Annotated in this window: 17 protein-coding genes; 11 read left to right on the top strand and 6 right to left on the bottom strand. The window is 59.9% G+C overall.

The genetic code is table 11. The features are described from left to right. Positions 1–174: 174 nt before the first annotated feature. Together gltX and lysS are read left to right on the top strand one after the other, a co-directional pair. Entirely contained in the window at positions 175–1,632 is a 1,458-nt protein-coding gene (gene gltX / locus ACZ9BX_RS18745; RefSeq protein WP_476219516.1) for a glutamate--tRNA ligase, read from the top strand. Positions 1,633–1,648: 16 nt separating this feature from the next. After that, a complete protein-coding gene (lysS, locus tag ACZ9BX_RS18740; protein WP_476219515.1) occupies positions 1,649–3,145 on the top strand; it encodes a lysine--tRNA ligase in 1,497 nt (498 codons plus the stop codon). A gap of 76 nt (positions 3,146–3,221) precedes the next feature. Here the strand turns inward: lysS and ACZ9BX_RS18735 are convergent, their stop codons facing one another. Continuing rightward, positions 3,222–3,911, bottom strand: coding sequence for a hypothetical protein (locus ACZ9BX_RS18735; protein ID WP_476219514.1), 690 nt, complete (start codon positions 3,909–3,911; stop codon positions 3,222–3,224). A gap of 180 nt (positions 3,912–4,091) precedes the next feature. Between ACZ9BX_RS18735 and ACZ9BX_RS18730 the strand changes: the two genes are divergently transcribed. The 7 genes from ACZ9BX_RS18730 (at position 4,092) to ACZ9BX_RS18700 (ending at position 10,929) form a co-directional block, all read left to right on the top strand. Continuing rightward, positions 4,092–5,000: a LysR family transcriptional regulator gene (locus tag ACZ9BX_RS18730; protein ID WP_476219512.1), complete on the top strand. Its 909-nt coding sequence runs from the start codon at positions 4,092–4,094 to the stop codon at positions 4,998–5,000. A gap of 122 nt (positions 5,001–5,122) precedes the next feature. After that, positions 5,123–6,283 (top strand): ABC transporter substrate-binding protein, encoded by a 1,161-nt coding sequence (locus ACZ9BX_RS18725; protein ID WP_476219511.1) that lies wholly within the window; start codon positions 5,123–5,125, stop codon positions 6,281–6,283. Between the two features lie 165 nt (positions 6,284–6,448). After that, entirely contained in the window at positions 6,449–7,435 is a 987-nt protein-coding gene (locus tag ACZ9BX_RS18720) for an ABC transporter ATP-binding protein (protein WP_476219509.1), read from the top strand. Further along, positions 7,432–8,400: an ABC transporter permease gene (locus tag ACZ9BX_RS18715; RefSeq protein ID WP_476219508.1), complete on the top strand. Its 969-nt coding sequence runs from the start codon at positions 7,432–7,434 to the stop codon at positions 8,398–8,400. Before ACZ9BX_RS18720 ends, ACZ9BX_RS18715 begins: the two co-directional genes overlap by 4 nt. Continuing rightward, the gene (locus tag ACZ9BX_RS18710) at positions 8,390–9,205 is read left to right on the top strand and encodes an ABC transporter permease (RefSeq protein ID WP_476219506.1); all 816 of its coding nucleotides are present in this window, start codon (positions 8,390–8,392) and stop codon (positions 9,203–9,205) included. Before ACZ9BX_RS18715 ends, ACZ9BX_RS18710 begins: the two co-directional genes overlap by 11 nt. A 14-nt stretch (positions 9,206–9,219) precedes the next feature. Then, positions 9,220–10,647, top strand: a complete 1,428-nt coding sequence (locus tag ACZ9BX_RS18705) for a gamma-aminobutyraldehyde dehydrogenase (protein ID WP_476219505.1) — start codon at positions 9,220–9,222, stop codon at positions 10,645–10,647. Between the two features lie 108 nt (positions 10,648–10,755). Next, positions 10,756–10,929 carry a DUF1328 domain-containing protein gene (locus ACZ9BX_RS18700; protein ID WP_027507918.1) on the top strand — a complete coding sequence of 58 codons (174 nt, stop codon included), beginning with the start codon at positions 10,756–10,758 and terminating at the stop codon, positions 10,927–10,929. A 10-nt stretch (positions 10,930–10,939) separates the two neighbouring features. Here ACZ9BX_RS18700 and ACZ9BX_RS18695 read toward each other — a convergent pair whose 3' ends face one another. Together ACZ9BX_RS18695 and tal are read right to left on the bottom strand one after the other, a co-directional pair. Then, a complete protein-coding gene (locus tag ACZ9BX_RS18695; protein WP_132562842.1) occupies positions 10,940–11,608 on the bottom strand; it encodes a DUF1345 domain-containing protein in 669 nt (222 codons plus the stop codon). 92 nt (positions 11,609–11,700) lie between these two features. After that, the gene (gene tal, locus ACZ9BX_RS18690; RefSeq protein WP_476219502.1) at positions 11,701–12,666 is read right to left on the bottom strand and encodes a transaldolase; all 966 of its coding nucleotides are present in this window, start codon (positions 12,664–12,666) and stop codon (positions 11,701–11,703) included. Between the two features lie 258 nt (positions 12,667–12,924). Between tal and ACZ9BX_RS18685 the strand changes: the two genes are divergently transcribed. Next, complete coding sequence (locus ACZ9BX_RS18685) at positions 12,925–13,950, top strand: sugar-binding transcriptional regulator (protein WP_132562846.1); 1,026 nt, start codon at positions 12,925–12,927, stop codon at positions 13,948–13,950. A 108-nt stretch (positions 13,951–14,058) separates the two neighbouring features. Here ACZ9BX_RS18685 and ACZ9BX_RS18680 read toward each other — a convergent pair whose 3' ends face one another. Further along, positions 14,059–14,931: a methylated-DNA--[protein]-cysteine S-methyltransferase gene (locus ACZ9BX_RS18680; RefSeq protein WP_027507914.1), complete on the bottom strand. Its 873-nt coding sequence runs from the start codon at positions 14,929–14,931 to the stop codon at positions 14,059–14,061. A gap of 69 nt (positions 14,932–15,000) precedes the next feature. Next, entirely contained in the window at positions 15,001–15,498 is a 498-nt protein-coding gene (locus ACZ9BX_RS18675) for a DUF2244 domain-containing protein (RefSeq protein WP_476219501.1), read from the bottom strand. A 22-nt stretch (positions 15,499–15,520) separates the two neighbouring features. Here ACZ9BX_RS18675 and nth point away from each other — a divergent pair, with 22 nt between their 5' ends. Continuing rightward, complete coding sequence (nth, locus tag ACZ9BX_RS18670; RefSeq protein WP_476220071.1) at positions 15,521–16,300, top strand: endonuclease III; 780 nt, start codon at positions 15,521–15,523, stop codon at positions 16,298–16,300. A 17-nt stretch (positions 16,301–16,317) separates the two neighbouring features. Here the strand turns inward: nth and ACZ9BX_RS18665 are convergent, their stop codons facing one another. Next, positions 16,318–17,040 carry a sulfate transporter family protein gene (locus ACZ9BX_RS18665; RefSeq protein ID WP_476219500.1) on the bottom strand — a complete coding sequence of 241 codons (723 nt, stop codon included), beginning with the start codon at positions 17,038–17,040 and terminating at the stop codon, positions 16,318–16,320. Positions 17,041–17,163: the final 123 nt, after the last annotated feature.

The raw sequence follows: 17,163 nt of genomic DNA, 5'->3' as shown, positions 1-17,163 counted from the left end.
CTTGACGTGCGCGGTCGAATATGGCCTTAAGGCCAGCCAAACGGACAATCGGCGGATGAACTGGGCAGAATGCCCTTATCCGGCCGGTTTCCTGATCCAGTAATCTGCATTCTTCCGCCGAACGTCGCTTTCGCCAAGGAAAGCCGTCCGGCATTCATTTGACGGGCACATAAAATGACAGCTTCCGGCGTCCGCGTCCGCATCGCTCCCTCGCCGACCGGCGAGCCGCATGTCGGCACCGCTTACATCGCTCTCTTCAATTACCTTTTCGCCAAGAAGCACGGCGGCGAGTTCATTCTGCGCATCGAGGATACCGATGCGACGCGCTCGACCCCCGAATTCGAAAAGAAGGTGCTGGACGCGCTGAAATGGTGTGGGCTGAAGTGGTCGGAAGGCCCGGATGTCGGCGGCCCTTATGGCCCGTACCGCCAGAGCGACCGCAAGCCTATCTACGGCGAATATGTCGAGAAGATCGTTGCTGCTGGCCACGGCTTCCGCTGTTTCTGCACGCCGGCGCGTCTGGAAAAGATGCGCGAGGCGCAGCGCGCCGCCAACCTGCCGCCGAAGTATGACGGGCACTGCCTGAACCTTTCGGCCGAGGAAGTCAGCTCGCGCATGACAGCCGGCGAACCCTCCGTCGTGCGTATGAAGATCCCTACCGAGGGTTCCTGCAAATTTACCGACGGCGTCTATGGCGACGTGGAAATCCCGTGGGATGCGGTGGACATGCAAGTTCTGCTCAAGGCAGATGGCATGCCGACCTATCACATGGCAAACGTCGTCGACGACCACCTGATGAAGATCACCCACGTCGCCCGCGGCGAGGAGTGGCTGGCATCGGTTCCGAAACACATCCTGATCTACCGGTATCTCGGCCTTGAGCCGCCGGTGTTCATGCATCTGTCGCTGATGCGCAATGCCGACAAGTCGAAGCTGTCGAAGCGCAAAAACCCGACCTCGATCTCTTACTACACCGCACTCGGCTATATCCCCGAGGCGCTGATGAACTTCCTCGGCCTGTTCTTCGTCCAGATCGCCGAAGGCGAAGAGCTGATGACGATGGACGAACTCACCGAAAAGTTCGATCCGGAGAACCTCTCAAAGGCCGGCGCAATCTTCGATATCCAGAAACTCGATTGGCTGAACGGCCGCTGGATCCGCGAGAAGCTTTCGGAAGAGGAATTCCAGCACCGCGTTCTGCACTGGGCGATGGAAAACGATCGCCTGAAGGCAGGGCTTGCGCTCTCACAGTCGCGCATCTCCAAGCTCGGCGAATTGCCGGACCTCACGGGTTTCCTGTTCAAATCGGACCTGAACCTTGATCCGTCCGCTTTTGCTAAGATCAAGTCGCCGCCGGAAGAGGTCCTGGAGATCCTCAACACGGTGCAGCCAGACCTCGAAACGATCCTCGAATGGAACGTCGAGTCGATCGAAGCCGAGCTGCGTGCCGTTGCCGACCGCATGGGCAAGAAGCTCAAGGTGGTCGTCGCACCGCTTTTCGTTGCCATCTCCGGCTCGTCGCGTTCGCTGCCCCTCTTCGATTCCATGGCGATCCTCGGCCGCGCGGTCGTGCGGCAACGGCTGAAACTGGCGTCGCAGGCAGTCGCCTCCCTTGTCGGCCCGAAGAACTGAACCGGACGTTTGCAACATGACTGAAAAGACCGAAACAGCGACCCTTTCCTCCGACGCGACGGAAGTCCGCGCCCAGAAGCTGAAGCTGCTGCGCGAACAGGTCGGCGATGTCTATCCTGCGCATTTCCACCGGACGATCACCAATGCTGAACTTACTGCGAAATACGAGGACCTGGAGCCAGACACCGAGACGCAGGATGTCGTCACCGTTGCCGGCCGCGTCTATTCCTCGCGCAACTCCGGTATGTTCATGGATATCCATGACGCCTCCGGCAAAATCCAGATTTTCAGCCACAAGGATGTGACGGGCGAAGAAGCTCGCGCGCTGCTGCCGATGATCGACATTGGCGACATCATCGGTGTGACTGGCGTCGTCCGCCGCACCAAGCGCGGCGAACTGACGATCAACGCTCAGCAGATCACCATGCTGACCAAGTCGCTGCTGCCGATGCCCGAGAAGTGGCATGGCCTCTCTGACATCGAGCTGCGCTACCGCAAGCGCCACCTCGACATCATGACCAACGAGGAATCCAAGCTCCGCTTCCAGCAACGTTCGAAGATCGTCTCCGGGATCCGCCGCTTCATGGAGAACGACGGCTTCATGGAAGTCGAGACGCCGATGTTGCAGTCGGTCTATGGCGGTGCAACAGCCGAGCCATTCAAGACGCATCACAACACGCTGAAGCTCGACATGTACCTGCGCATTGCGCCGGAACTCTTTCTGAAGCGCACGCTCGTCTCGGGTCTCACCGACAAGGTATTCGAGATCAACCGCAACTTCCGCAACGAAGGCGTCTCGACAAGGCACAATCCCGAATTCACCATGATGGAGTGCTACTGGGCCTACGCCGACTACGAGGACATGATGGACCTCGTGGAACGCCTGTTCGCCGAACTCGCGATTTCCATCCATGGCAGCACGGAATTCACCTTCGTCGACAAGCAGATCTCCTTCAAGGGTCCGTTCCGCCGCGTGCCGATGCCCGGTGCCGTTAAGGAGGCAACCGGCATCGACTTCCTGGCAATCAAGACCGATGAGGAAGCCCGCGCCGCCACAAGGGCGGCTGGTTTCGAAATTGAAAAGGACGCGACCTGGGGCGAATGCCTCGCCTTCATCTTCGAGGAGAAGGTCGAAAGCACACTGATTCAGCCCGCGCACGTCACGCATTTCCCGAAGGACATCTCGCCCTTCGCCAAAGAAGTGCCGGGCGAGCCGCGCCTCGTCGAGCGTTTCGAGACCTATTGCAACGCTTGGGAACTCGGCAACGCCTTCTCGGAGCTCAACGACCCGGAAGAGCAGCGCAAGCGCATGGTCGAGCAGTTGGAGCAGGCACACGCGCGCGGCGAGAAAGAAAAGCAGCTGGACGACGAATTCCTCGATGCGATCGACCAAGGCATGCCGCCGGCAGGCGGTCTCGGCATCGGCGTCGATCGCCTGATCATGCTGCTTACGAATTCACCTTCGATCCGCGACATCATCCTCTTCCCGGCTCGCCGCAGCAAGGTGGACTGAGCGCAAGGCTAGCGAAGATAAGCAGAATCAAAAAGGCAGGCGGCCGGTGGTCGCCCGCCTTTTGCATGTGAGTGATCTAATGGCTGGAAGCTGGAGCAGCCTTGCCGCTTTCTGGCGGAGAAGCGGTTTCGCCTTCCGGTGATGCGTCCTCTTCGCCGTCCTTCATCTTGCTCTCGCTTTCGGTCGCGGCGACGGCGGTCGGATCGATACAATCGGAGCGTTGCTTGAAGGAGGCGCTAAGCGCCTGGATCTCTTCGGCTGGCAAGTCGATGCGCTCGCCGAAGAACAGCCCATTCTCGCTCGCCTGACCATCGTAATAGCGGGCAGAATAGGGTTTGCCGTTCAGCCCTTCGACCAACTGGTCGGGATGCGGGATATAGACCACATCTGCGCCGATCGCGCGGCCTCGAATATCCGAACGCAACGTCGGCCCGTTCTCATCGAGGACCACGACCTGCACCAGATCGGGCTTTTCCTGCTCATAGACGGCTTGCGCGACGCGCAAGGCAGTCTTCACCCGCGTCATGCCGTCGGTCGGTTCGGTCTTGATGTATTTGCGGATCCAGACGCGATCCTGCTTCTTGATGGTCACGAGGTTGACATCGGTGCAGGAGACGCCATTCAGCTCTTCCAGGGACCGGCCGATAATATTGTCCCTGCCGATATAAAGCGCAGCGCCGCCGGAAGCGCCCGCAAACAGGGCCATTCCGCCGATCACGACCACCAATTTCCGGGAGGGCCGGAAGATACGCAGTAAGGCCTTCACGCCAACTGCTCCGCCATCGAAAAAACTCCAACGCAACACATGCCAGTGAAGCTAGTCAAACGACGTTTCGGAATGCTTAAGTGGTCTTCCAAGAAACATACCAATTCGGCCGAAAGACCAAAAAAGGTCCACCCACACACTACGCTTGTCATGATCCGTTCGGCCGTGTTCTAAACATGCATGGCCTTCACGCTTCGTCAGATCCAGTATTTCGTCGCCGTTGCCGAACAGGGTTCGGTGACGCGCGCTGCGCAGAATCTGTCGATCTCACAATCCTCCGTGACGGAAGCGCTGAAGGAGCTGGAAACCGACCTCGGCGTCGAGCTTTTCGAACGTCACCCGCGCGGGCTGACGATCACGCATAACGGCCATCAGTTTCTCCGGCATGCGACAAAAATTCTAGCCAGTGTCTCCGATGCCCGCGCCAGTTTTTCCAGCCTGCAAAGCGCTCTTTCCGGCACACTGAACATCGGCGTCACCTCGCTGGTCGCAGGCTATGTACTCTCCGACCTCCTGGCGCGCTACCGCCGTGCCTGCCCGGGTGTGGAGGTGAGCGCAATCGAAGACAATGGTGGCTATCTCGAGCATCTGCTGGTTGGCGGCGAACTCGATGTTGCGGTCATGGTCATTTCCAACCTCCGCGACCGCATGGCGCTGCAGGCGGAAATTCTCGAGACTTCACCCTATCGTCTCTGGCTGCCGATAGGCCACCCGCTCGTTTCGGCCGACATCATCTCGGTCGCTGACATCGCCCGCGAGCCGCTGATCATGCTGACGGTCGATGAGATCGAAGAGAATACCGGCAAGCTGCTGTCAGCCCTCGGTGCCCGACCGCATGTCGCCTTCCGCACCCGCTCGGTCGAAGCCGTGCGCAGTCTCGTTGCAACAGGCGCCGGCGTCGCCCTGCTTCCCGATCTCGTCTACCGCCCCTGGTCGCTCGAAGGCGACCGCATCGAAAGCCGCGACGTCTCCGGTTCGCTGCCGGTCGTGCAGGTCGGCATGGTTTGGCGTAAAGGCTCGAGTCTGCCTCAGGCGGCCCGCGATTTCGTCGGCATCGCCGAAGCGATGAGATCCGGCCGTCTGCGATGACGATATCGGAATTTCCGATATCGTCCTTCTGACAAATGAATTTGCGAAACCGGATTTTTCAGCGCACCTTTTCTGCCGGGAACAAAACGCCGCGGCAAGCGGCACCAACCGGGAGACAGGCGATGAAGTATCTTCTGAAGTCGTGCACCACTGCCCTAGCGAGCTTGAGCCTCGTGACGCAGGTTGCCGCTGCCGAACCATTGAAGGCCTTGGGCAAGGGTGAGGGTGCGGTCAGCATCGTCGCCTGGGCCGGTTACATTGAGCGCGGCGAGACCGACAAGAATTACGACTGGGTTACCGATTTTGAAAAGGAGACCGGCTGCAAGGTTTCCGTGAAGACCGCGGCAACCTCGGATGAAATGGTGGCGCTGATGAACGAAGGTGGCTTCGATCTCGTCACCGCTTCGGGCGATGCTTCGCTGCGTCTCGTTGCTGGCAAGCGCGTGCAGCCGATCAATACCGATCTTATTCCGAGTTGGAAGACAATCGACGAGCGTCTGCAGAACGCGCCGTGGCACACGGTCGGCGACGTTCACTACGGAACCCCGTATGTTTGGGGCCCGAACGTGCTGATGTATAATACCGACGCGTTCAAGGATAAGGCGCCGACCAGCTGGAAGGTGGTCTTTGAGGAAGAAACACTGCCCGACGGCAAGTCCAACAAGGGCCGCGTCCAGGCCTATGACGGACCGATCTACGTCGCCGATGCCGCCCTTTACCTGATGGCGCACAAACCGGAACTCGGCATCAAGGATCCCTATGAGTTGAACGAGGACCAGTACAAGGCAGCTCTCGACCTGCTGCGCGGCCAGCGCAAACTGATCGGCCGCTACTGGCATGATGCTATGATCCAGATCGACGATTTCAAGAACGAGGGCGTTGTCGCCTCCGGTTCCTGGCCGTTCCAGGTCAACCTGCTGCAAGCTGAGAAGCAGAAGATCGCCTCGACCTTTCCGGATGAAGGTGTGACGGGCTGGGCCGACACCACCATGCTGCACGTCGACAGCGAGCATCCGAATTGCGCCTACATGTGGATGGAGCACTCCCTGTCGCCGAAGGTGCAGGGTGATGTGTCCGCCTGGTTTGGCACGGTGCCCTCCGTTCCGGCCGCCTGCAAGGGCAACGAGTTGCTGACCGATGCCGGCTGCACCACCAACGGCTTCGACCATTTCGACAAGATCAAATTCTGGAAGACGCCCGTCGCCAAGTGCACGACGCAGAGCGAATGCGTGCCGTATCATCGCTGGGTGTCGGACTATATCGGCGTGATCGGCGGGCGGTAAGGAAAGCCCTCTCCAACCCCTCCCCACGGGGGAGGGGCTTGAACGGCAACGTGCTGCCATGTGTCGGCAGATAGCGAACACGGCAATTTACCTCCCTCCTCCTTGTGAGGAGGGTTGTGAGGGGTTGGCTGATGCGCCCGACCTCGTAGACACCATGGAGCCCCAATGACCTACGCCGTCCGTTTCCAGAAGGTTTCGCGCCATTTCGGCCAGGTTCGCGCCGTCGACGGCGTCGATCTCGAAATCGCGCCGGGCGAGTTCTTCGTGATGCTCGGCCCTTCGGGCTCCGGCAAGACCACCTGCCTGCGTCTGATCGCCGGCTTCGAACAGCCGACCGAGGGACATATCCAGATTTTCGGCGAAAAGGCTGAAGGCGTCCCGCCCTACCGCCGCAACGTCAACACCGTCTTCCAGGACTACGCGCTCTTCCCGCATCTCAACATCCTAGACAATGTCGCCTACGGGCTGATGGTCAGGGGTATCGGTAAGGTGGAACGCACCAAGGCGGCTGAGCAAGCGCTCGAGCTGGTGAAGCTTCCAGGCTATGGCATACGTCGTCCGGGCCAGTTGTCCGGCGGACAGCGGCAGCGCGTGGCGCTCGCCCGCGCGCTGGTCAACAAGCCAAAAGTTCTGCTGCTCGACGAGCCGCTCGGCGCGCTTGATCTGAAGCTGCGGGAGCAAATGCAGGAAGAGTTGAAGAGCCTACAGCGCGCACTCGGCATCACCTTCGTTTTCGTCACCCACGATCAAGGCGAGGCGCTATCCATGGCAGACCGCGTCGCCGTCTTCAATAACGGTGGCACCGTGCAGGAAGGCACGCCGCAGGATATCTATCGCCGCCCGAAGACACGCTTCGTCGCCGATTTCGTCGGTTCCTCGAACGTCATCTCGCCGGATGTGATGACCCTCCTCGGCGGCGAAAGGCGCTGGGCGAGCCTGCGTCCTGAAGCGATTCACATCTCCGGCGACGGCGTTGAGGCAGCGGTCGAAAACACCAGTTTCCTTGGCGCCGCGACTCGCCTGACGGTCGGCATGAGGGGCACGCGCCTGCACGTCACGCTGCCTGCCGGCGTCAATGTGCCGGATATCGGTGCCAGCGTGCGCCTCGCCTGGCAGCCGGCCGACGTGCACTACATGGATGACGCAGCATGACAGCGCTCGCCCTGACAAAGCCCGGCGCTACGACCTCAATCCTGCCTGGGCGCGGCGGTTTCTTCGGTGGACTCTCGGACGCGTTTTGGCGCCATCCGAAGCTACTGCTTTTGCTGATGCTGACGCCGCCACTGCTTTGGCTCGGCATCATCTATATCGGCTCGCTGTTCGCACTGCTGCTGCAGAGTTTCTTCTCGATCGACGATTTCTCCGGCTTGGTCAATTACGAGTTCACGCTCGCGACCTATGCTGAGCTTCTGAACCCCACCAATTTCGATATCATCGTCCGTACCGTCGTGATGGCGGCCATGGTGACGATCGCCTCTGCCGTCATCGCCTTCCCGATCGCCTACTACGCAGCGCGCTACGCACAGGGAAAATGGAAGGCCTTCTTCTATCTGGCTGTTATGCTGCCGCTCTGGTCGAGCTATCTCGTCAAGGTTTACGCCTGGAAGCTGATTCTCGCCAAGGAAGGGATCCTCACCTGGATTTTCGCCAAGCTGCACCTCTCCTGGCTGCTCGACAGCATTCTCACGCTGCCGGTCGTCGGCGGCAATTCGCTTTCGGTGAGCTATCTCGGCACCTTCGTCGTTTTCGTCCATATCTGGCTACCCTACATGATCCTGCCGACGCAGGCCGCCCTCGAGCGCGTGCCTGCAAACCTGATCGAGGCCTCCGCCGATCTCGGCGCCACGCCGAGCCAGACCTTCCGCACGGTGTTATTCCCGCTGGCGCTGCCCGGCATCGTCGCCGGCTCCATCTTTACCTTCTCGCTGACCCTCGGCGATTACATCATCCCGCAGATCATCGGTTCCTCGCGTCTCTTCATCGGCCAGGCGGTCTATGCGCAGCAGGGCACAGCCGGAAACGTGCCGCTCGCCGCCGCCTTCTCCGTCGTGCCGATCGTCATCATGGCCATCTATCTCTGGATGGCGAAGAAGCAGGGAGCTTTCGATGCGCTCTGATCGCGGACAACGCTCGCCTCTCCTCCTGAAGATCGCAGCTGCCGGCGGCCTGCTTTTCCTGCATCTGCCGATCCTGCTGATCTTCATCTATGCCTTCACCACCGAGGAAAAGAGCTACCAGTGGCCACCGCCCGGCCTGACGACGCAGTGGTTCGACGTGACCTGGAACCGGCCTGATGTCTGGGCGGCCCTCGGCCTTTCTGTGCAAGTCGCCTGCATCGCCACAGCCATCGCGCTGGTGCTCGGCACGCTCTGCGCCGCCGCCGTCAGCCAGACGAAGTTCTTTGGCCGTGAGGCAATCTCGCTGCTCGTCATCCTGCCGATCGCGCTTCCCGGCATCATCACCGGCATTGCGCTGCGCTCGGCCTTCAGCCTGTTCGACATCCCGTTCTCCGTCTGGACAATCGTACTCGGCCACGCCACTTTCTGCGTTGTGGTCGTCTATAACAATGCGGTCGCCCGCTTCCGGCGCACCTCCGGCTCGCTGATCGAAGCCTCGATGGATCTCGGCGCCGACAGCTTCCAGACTTTCCGGCACGTCATCCTGCCGAATATCGGCACGGCGCTGCTTGCCGGCGGCATGCTCGCCTTTGCGTTGTCCTTCGATGAAGTCATCGTCACCACCTTCACCGGCGGCCAGCAATCGACGCTGCCTATTTGGATGCTCGAAGAACTCATCCGCCCCCGCCAGCGCCCGGTTACCAACGTGGTCGCGATGGCCGTCGTGCTCGTCACTTTCCTGCCGATCCTGGCAGCCTACTACCTCACCCGCGACGGCGACCAGATCGCCGGCGCCGGCAAATGAAAAGGGAGAACATCATGGACACCCAGATGCTGATTGGATCCCGCTTCGAAGCGGGCACGGAAACGGAAGAGCACATCCTGAACCCGAAGACGGGCGAGACGGTGCTGAATCTGCCGGAAGCCTCGCTCGGCCAGATCGATGCCGCCGTGGACGCCGCCGGGAAGGCTTTCAAGAGCTGGTCGCAGACGACACCCGCCGAACGCTCCAGCTATCTGCTGAAGATCGCCGGTGCCATAGAGGAAGACGCACAAGGCTTTGCCACGCTTGAAGCACTGAACTGCGGCAAGCCGATCAACGCCGTGCTCAACGACGAAATCCCGGCAATCGTCGATTGCTACCGTTTCTTTGCCGGAGCTGTCCGCAACCTGCACGGCCCCGTCGCCGGCGCATATCTGCCCGGCCATACCTCGATGATCCGCCGCGACGCGATCGGCATCGTTGGCTCGATCGCCCCCTGGAATTATCCTCTGATGATGATGGCCTGGAAGCTGGCACCCGCGATCGCCGGCGGCAACACCGTCGTCTTCAAGCCTTCCGAACAAACGCCGCTGACGGCTCTGAAGATGGCGAAACTGCTCGCCGATATCCTGCCTGAGGGCGTTGTTAACGTCATCCTCGGCCGCGGCGAAAGTGTTGGTAATGCGCTGATCAACCACCCGAAGATCGGCATGGTCTCGATCACCGGCGATGTCGCGACCGGCAAGAAGGTGCTGCAGGCCGCCGCAAAGACCGTCAAGCGCACGCATCTGGAACTCGGCGGCAAGGCCCCCGTCATCGTCTTCGACGACGCTGATATCGATGCGGTCGTTTCCGGCATCCGCACCTTCGGTTACTACAACGCCGGCCAGGACTGCACCGCCGCCTGCCGTATCTATGCTGATGCCAAGGTCTACGACAGGTTCGTCGCCGACCTCTCCTCGGCGGTTTCCTCGATTAAGTTCAACCAGGCCGAAGACACCGAAAACGAGATCGGCCCGCTGATCTCCAAGCGCCAGCGTGACCGCGTCGAAAGCTTCGTCACCCGCGCCGCCGAGCACAAGCACATGGAAATCACTACTGGCGGTAAGACCTCAGGCGACAGGGGGTTCTTCTTCACGCCAACCGTCATTGCCGGCGCCACGCAGGAGGACGAGATCGTCCGTCGCGAAGTCTTCGGTCCTGTCGTCTCCGTGACGCGCTTCAGCGACATCGAGGATGCCGTCGCCTGGGCGAACGACAGCGACTATGGCCTCGCATCCTCCGTCTGGACCAATGATATCAGCCGCGGCATGAAGACGGCTGCGCGCCTGCAATATGGCTGCACCTGGATCAACACGCATTTCATGCTGGTCAACGAGATGCCGCATGGCGGTCTCAAGCAATCCGGCTACGGCAAGGATATGTCGGTCTATGCGCTGGAGGATTACACCGCCGTCCGGCACGTGATGATCAACCATGGTTGAGTAATTTTGACCCGTGTCAGTTGTGATCAAGACCGTCGCAGACACCTGCGGCGGAACAATTTGGTCTTTCCCGCGTCCTATTCTGTATCCAACGCAGAGGAAACCTCCATGCTCAAATGGGCTCTCATATTTCTCGTCATTTCGCTGGTTGCCGGGTTCTTCGGTTTTTCCGGCATCTCCGCCGCCACCGCAACGATCGCGCGTGTCCTTTTCGGCATCGCCCTCGTCATCTTCCTGATCTTCCTGATCCTGGCGCTAATGGCCGGCCAGGCGGTTCTCTAACGGTCATGGCTTAGAGCAGGCTCGCTCCGACATTGATCGCGAGTGCCAGGATCGTCGTATTGAAGAGAAACGACAGCACCGCATGAAGCAGCGTGATCTTGCGCATTGTCATAGAGGAAACGGCAACATCCGCCGTCTGCGCCGCGACGCCGATCGTGAATGAGAAATAAAGGAAGTCCCAATAAACAGGCTCTCCGATCCTGTCTGGGAAAATCAATCCTTCACCTTTGTCCGGTCCGCCGTAAAATCGATGGGCGTAATGGATGGTGAAGAGCGTATGGAGGAAAATCCACGAAACCAGGATCGTGACGACCGCCGCACAGGCCCTGGCCAAAGCCACATCAGGCGGCGCTTCTTTCACGGAGTGCAGCTCGAGCCCGATGCCGGCAATGCTCGCCAGCGCCGCCGTGATCGACAGGAAAAGCACGAAGGTGTCGGAAAAATCCAGATCTTCTGCTCGCTTCCTGATATCCGCGACCGTCGCCCGCAGCATCCTTCGCCAACTGATGCAGGTGAAGACGATGGCCGTAACGTTCCAGCCGACTAGCACATTCTTGGCGTTCACGTCCCGGGAAGTGAGAAGCAGGAAAACCGCCAGGCCTGCGATGAAAGCAATGATGATGGTCCGATGCCGGACCGCATAGATCATCATCGGGCTGCGCTGATCGTTGTCCGCCATGACTTTCCTCAGGCTCCATGCCCTTGATATCAGCACGAAAAAGGCGCGGCCGCCTTTGGCAACCGCGCCTTCAGTTGCTTTCTATGAAGACGTTAGGCGGCAGCGAGCTGCAATTCCTTCTGGACCATCGTACGCAGCGCCGTCAGGTCCTTGGCGAAGGCGCGGATGCCTTCGGCGAGCTTTTCGGTTGCCATCGCATCTTCGTTCATCATCCAGCGGAAGGTCTTCTCGTCGATTTCGATCTTCGGCTCGGCCTCCTTGGCGTCGGGCGAGAGTTTGCGGACAAGCGTGCCCTGATCGCTGGCGAGTTCGTCGAGCAGCGCCGGGCTGATCGTCAGGCGATCGCAGCCCGCCAGCGCTTCGATTTCGCCGGCATTGCGGAACGAGGCACCCATGACGATCGTCTTGATGTCATGCGCCTTGTAGTAGTTGTAGATGTCGCGGACGGACTGAACGCCCGGATCCTCTTCCGCAGTATAATCCCTCCCGGTCGACTTCTTGTACCAGTCGAGGATACGGCCGACGAAGGGCGAAATCAGAAAGGCTTTCGCATCGGCGCAGGCAACGGCCTGGGCCTTGGAGAAGAGAAGCGTCAGGTTGCAGTCGATTCCTTCTTTCTGCAGCACTTCCGCAGCGCGGATGCCTTCCCACGTGGAAGCAAGCTTGATGAGAATGCGGTCACGCTCAATGCCGCGCTCCTTGTAGGAGGCAATGATGCCGCGCGCCTTGGCGATCGATGCTTCCGTGTCGAAGGAAAGGTCGGCATCGACTTCCGTGGATACGCGGCCCGGCACGAGCTTCGACAAGGCGGCGCCGACTGAAATCGCAAGGCGGTCGGCAACGGCTGCGGCAACCGCATCGCGGTTTCCGCCCTGTTTCTTGCCCCAGGACACGGCTTCCTTGATGGTATCGGCAAACATCGGCGTCCCGAGCGCCTTCAAAACGATGGTTGGATTGGTCGTGCAATCCACCGGTTTCAGGCGGGCGACGGCCTCGATGTCGCCGGTATCGGCGACGACCGTGGTCATGTCTCGGAGTTGGTCAAGCTTGGATGTCATGGTCAAAATCCCTTGTGAACTCGAACTGCTAACTTGAGCTGCGGCCGGCGCCGGTCCGGCCGAGACCTCCCCGTGCGTCCGCACATTTTGTCCCTCGGCTGCGTTGACGTGACTATCGCCGTTCCCTAAAGGGAAAGTCAAGGACATTTGTTCATTTCAATTGACATAAGTGTCACACGCGTCATTATCATCTTTAAGAAAATGCCGGCTCTGTCGCCTCCGGGGTGCAAGTAGGGTGAAATTCACACAGGAGAAGATGTGGGTAAGCTGAAACGTGGCACGCACACCGCTTACTCAGAAGCCTCGTCGCTGAGGCTGCGCGCCGCGTGGCTCTATTACAATCAGGGCCTGACGCAAAAAGACGTCGCCGAGCAGCTCGGCATCAGCCGCACGACGGTCATCCGCCTGCTCGACGAAGCGATGAAGCGCAGCGAGGTGCAGATCTGGATCAACGATTCGATTGGCGACTGCGTCGAGCTCTCCGTGAAGCTGGAGCGCGCCTACGGGCTCGACGAGGCGATCGTTGTCCCCGCTCCCGTCAATTCCGACGTCGGTAGTCTGGCAAAGAGCGTCGGCCTCGCGCTCGGCCAGTTCCTGTCCGAGACCATCCCGGACGACTATACGATCGGAGTTGGCTGGGGGCGCACAATGACGGCGTCGCTTTCGAGTTTTCGTCCGCCCCGCCGCGCCAATTGCAAGGTCGTTTCGCTGCTTGGCGGCATCGTCGCCGTGCATCAAACAAACCCCATTGACTATACGTGGCGGCTGGCAAGCCAGCTCGGCGCCGAATGCTACATGTTCCTCTCGCCGCTGCTCGTCGATTCGGTCGAGACCAAGCGCAATCTGATCGAGAAATGCGGACTGGACACGATCTACCGGTTAGCGGAAGACCTCGATCTTGCGATCGTTAGCTGCGGTGACATCGGCCCGCATTCGACGTCGCTGTCGGAGGGCTGGATTTCGAAGGCCGAACTACAACAGCTGATCGACGCCGGCTGCGTCTGCGACACGATGTTCAATTTTCTGGACAAGGACGGCAACACTGTCGATCACTCGATCAACAGCCGTGTGATGTCGGTCGATCTGGATACCCTGAAGAAGGCACGGCACATCGTGCTCTCCTCAGGTGGGGCGCACCGCGCGGTGGCGATCCGCGCCACCATCCGGCGCATCGGCTGCAATACGCTGATCACGGACGAGAGCGCCGCAAAGGCGCTCTTGGAATTGGCCGAGACGGTACCGCTCGTGTCTTCTCCCCAGCGGGGAGAAGTGTCGGATCGATAGCGCGGCGGTGAGGAGTGAGCGAGGTAGTCGCGAACGGCCGAGCGGCGCGAGGTCGAGTGTGTATCTCCCCGCTGGGAGAAGGGACCGCGGCCGCCGGAATACTAAATCTTAAGCCTGACCGGCTTCCCAGCCGAGTATCGCCCGCTTGCGGGTGAGACCCCAATGGTAGCCCGTCAAGTCGCCATTTTTCCCGAGCGCGCGATGGCACGGCACGACGAATGAGATTGGATTACGTCCTACCGCGGCGCCGACTGCACGCATCGCTGTCGGCTTGCCGATGTCGTTGGCGATATCGCTGTAGGTTACCGCCTTGCCGAATGGGATCTTGAGCAAGCTTTCCCAGACGCGGACCTGAAAATCCGTGCCGATGAGCACAACCCGCAACGGCTGGTCTGCAGACCACTTTCCGGGCTCGAAGATGCGCTCGGCATAAGGCGTGGTGGCCTGCCGATCTTCGACATATTGGGCATTCGGCCAGCGGCAAGTCATATCTTCCAAGCAGGCGGCCTCGTCGCCGAGATCGCTGAAGGCAAGGCCAGCAAGACCGCGATCGGTGGCCATGACCAGCGCGACGCCGAAGGGAGACCGGTGGAAGCCGTAGCGGATCGTCAGGCCGCCGCCCTTTGCCTTCCATTCGCCAGGCGACATCGCTTCATGGGTGACGAAGAGATCGTGAAGACGGCTCGGACCCGAAAGACCCACCTCGATGGAAGTTTCGAGCAGCGGCATATCTTCCTTGCGCAGCAATCGCTTCGCATGATCGAGCGTAACCGCCTGCAGGAAGGCCTTGGGCGAAAGCCCGGCCCAGCGGGTAAACGTCTTCTGGAGCTGCGTCGGCGACTGGTTGAGCCGCGCGGCGATCGCCTCCAGCGACGGCTGGTCGCGATAATCCTCGGTGATGAGCTCGATGACCTGCCGGACGGTCTCGTAGTCCGGGCTCTCGGGCGTAATGTCTCTGTTCAGATTTGCGATCATATTCATCGTTCTTCTCCTTGTAACAAGGAGATAGTCAAGGGGAGGACCGCAAGCCACCCGTTTCTTGCGCAGCGTTCAAATACGCTGCTTGACCGCCGCAAGCGCGCCCTTGAAGGCCTTGGCGAAGCTTTCGCGATCATTTGGATTGAGGAAGGAGCCGATGTCCGTCCGCCGGCCCTCGCCGAAAATATGCATGGAGAGAATGCCGATTTCCTGGTGGCGGCGGACGAGGAAACGCGCCCAGAAGGGATTGAAGTGATGCTCCACCATGCGTCCGGAAGGCGCGAACTTGCGGATTGCAACATCAGTGCGCGAAACGGTCACTTCCTCACGAGCCTTGCCGGAGCGGTAGTTGAGCCAGAAGGCACCGTAGAGCAACGCGAAATCCAGCCCGAAGAAGAAGCCGATCGGCCAGGCACCGGTAACGACGAAGAACATCCCATACATGAAACAGACGGCACCGGAAATCAGCAGCAGCACTCTGAAACCCTTGGGGCCGAGCGACCGGTAAGGAAAAAGTTCGGCTGCAAAAACCGGCTGTTCGTTCGCGCTGTCGGCGTTGCTTTCCGTCATGGCTGATGAGTATAGATTGTCTATGCCAGAACCGAAACTCAAATCCGCCCGCAAAGCCCCGCCGGGACCAGAAGTGATCACCCGCCGCAAACCGGCGGCCGTACGCACCGCGTATTCGCAAGCCGAGCGCGAAGAGATCTTCCGCCGCTTCTCGATCCAGCGACCGGAACCCAGAGGCGAGCTGGAACACACTAACCCGTTCACACTCGTCGTTGCCGTGGCGCTCTCCGCCCAAGCAACGGATGCCGGTGTCAACAAGGCGACGCGGCCGCTTTTTAAGGTAGCAGATACGCCGGAGAAGATGCTGGCGCTCGGCGAGGAACGCCTGCGCGACTACATCAAAACGATCGGCCTTTATCGCAACAAGGCGAAGAACGTCATGGCGCTCTCGCAGATGCTGGTCAACGAATTCAGCGGCGAGGTTCCGCAGACACGGGAAGAACTCGTGCGCCTGCCGGGGGTCGGACGCAAGACGGCGAACGTAGTGCTCTCGATGGCTTTCGCTCAAGCGACCATGGCGGTTGACACGCACATCTTCCGCATCGCCAATCGCATCAAGCTGGCACCGGGAAAGACACCGGAAGAGGTGGAGGACCGCCTGATGAAGGTGATCCCCAGGCACTACCTCTATCACGCTCACCACTGGCTGATCCTGCACGGCCGCTACACATGCAAGGCACGCCGACCGGAATGCGAACGCTGCGTGATCGCCGATCTGTGCAAATCACCGGAAAAGAGGTGCGAGATACCGGCGCCGCTGGTCGAATTACCGCCGCAGGTGATCGGCGAGGCCGTCGAGTAGCCGAACCATCGGCCTCCTCAAACTGCTCTACGGTGAAAACCGAGGTCCCTTTGGGACATCAGCTTGTAGAGATGAATCATCATGCCTGCAGCAAAGAGCGGCGTCAGCAGGTTGAGGAAGGGAACCGCCAGGAAAGCGGCGATCACCAGGCCGCCGAGGAAGACCGTGGAAGCGTGCTTCGCTCTGAAGAGCCGCGCCTCCTCCGGCGAACGGAAGCGCATCGCGGCGAACTCGAAGAACTCACGGCCGAGCAGATAACCGTTCACCAGGAAGAAGGCGATCAGGTTCACACCCGGAATGAAAAGCAGGAAAAGGGCGACAATATTACCGACGATCACAACGCCTAAGAACTTGAGTGAACTCGCGATTGCCGGGCCGAGCGGCATGGCCGTTCCCGGGATATCCTCGGGATAATCCCGCTTCTCTACCACTTCCGCCACGTCATCGAGAAAAAGGCCGGCAATCAACGCCGTTACGGGCGACAGCAGCAGCGCCAGCCCCAAGGCAAGACCGATGCCTGCGAGAATGACAAAGACGAAGCTCAGCCAGCCAGCCCAATCGGGCACTTCCGGAAAGAAGCCCGCGATCCACGGAAACAGAAAAGTCATGAACAGGCTTCGCAGCATGAACCAGAGCCCAATGAGTGCGAGGAGCGTAAGCCCCAGCACCTTCCAGAAAACCGACCGGGTTTCCCGTGCAAAAAGGTTGACAAAGGCAAGGCGCGCGGCATCGAGGATCATTCTTCGCATCTCCCGTTTATGCCTGCGCATGTAGGAATCTCAACGCCCGACGGCAAGTCGAAATAAAATTACATGCAACAATGGAAAACTTGTCTAAAATAACACACTAATATATAGTCTATA

The sequence above is a fragment of the Rhizobium sp. USDA 3886 genome (genome assembly GCF_056279785.1).
The sequence above is the reverse complement of the archived record's forward strand: the minus strand, read 5'-3'. Positions and strand labels throughout refer to the sequence as shown.

What these genes read in the sequence shown, in the direction of transcription:
- gltX (WP_476219516.1), top strand. Translation starts at nt 175, where the DNA reads ATGACAGCTTCCGGCGTCCGCGTCCGCATCGCTCCCTCGCCGACCGGC.
- lysS (WP_476219515.1), top strand. Translation starts at nt 1,649, where the DNA reads ATGACTGAAAAGACCGAAACAGCGACCCTTTCCTCCGACGCGACGGAA.
- ACZ9BX_RS18730 (WP_476219512.1), top strand. Translation starts at nt 4,092, where the DNA reads ATGGCCTTCACGCTTCGTCAGATCCAGTATTTCGTCGCCGTTGCCGAA.
- ACZ9BX_RS18725 (WP_476219511.1), top strand. Translation starts at nt 5,123, where the DNA reads ATGAAGTATCTTCTGAAGTCGTGCACCACTGCCCTAGCGAGCTTGAGC.
- ACZ9BX_RS18720 (WP_476219509.1), top strand. Translation starts at nt 6,449, where the DNA reads ATGACCTACGCCGTCCGTTTCCAGAAGGTTTCGCGCCATTTCGGCCAG.
- ACZ9BX_RS18715 (WP_476219508.1), top strand. Translation starts at nt 7,432, where the DNA reads ATGACAGCGCTCGCCCTGACAAAGCCCGGCGCTACGACCTCAATCCTG.
- ACZ9BX_RS18710 (WP_476219506.1), top strand. Translation starts at nt 8,390, where the DNA reads ATGCGCTCTGATCGCGGACAACGCTCGCCTCTCCTCCTGAAGATCGCA.
- ACZ9BX_RS18705 (WP_476219505.1), top strand. Translation starts at nt 9,220, where the DNA reads ATGGACACCCAGATGCTGATTGGATCCCGCTTCGAAGCGGGCACGGAA.
- ACZ9BX_RS18700 (WP_027507918.1), top strand. Translation starts at nt 10,756, where the DNA reads ATGCTCAAATGGGCTCTCATATTTCTCGTCATTTCGCTGGTTGCCGGG.
- ACZ9BX_RS18695 (WP_132562842.1), bottom strand. Translation starts at nt 11,608, where the DNA reads ATGGCGGACAACGATCAGCGCAGCCCGATGATGATCTATGCGGTCCGG.
- tal (WP_476219502.1), bottom strand. Translation starts at nt 12,666, where the DNA reads ATGACATCCAAGCTTGACCAACTCCGAGACATGACCACGGTCGTCGCC.
- ACZ9BX_RS18680 (WP_027507914.1), bottom strand. Translation starts at nt 14,931, where the DNA reads ATGAATATGATCGCAAATCTGAACAGAGACATTACGCCCGAGAGCCCG.
- ACZ9BX_RS18675 (WP_476219501.1), bottom strand. Translation starts at nt 15,498, where the DNA reads ATGACGGAAAGCAACGCCGACAGCGCGAACGAACAGCCGGTTTTTGCA.
- nth (WP_476220071.1), top strand. Translation starts at nt 15,521, where the DNA reads ATGCCAGAACCGAAACTCAAATCCGCCCGCAAAGCCCCGCCGGGACCA.
- ACZ9BX_RS18665 (WP_476219500.1), bottom strand. Translation starts at nt 17,040, where the DNA reads ATGATCCTCGATGCCGCGCGCCTTGCCTTTGTCAACCTTTTTGCACGG.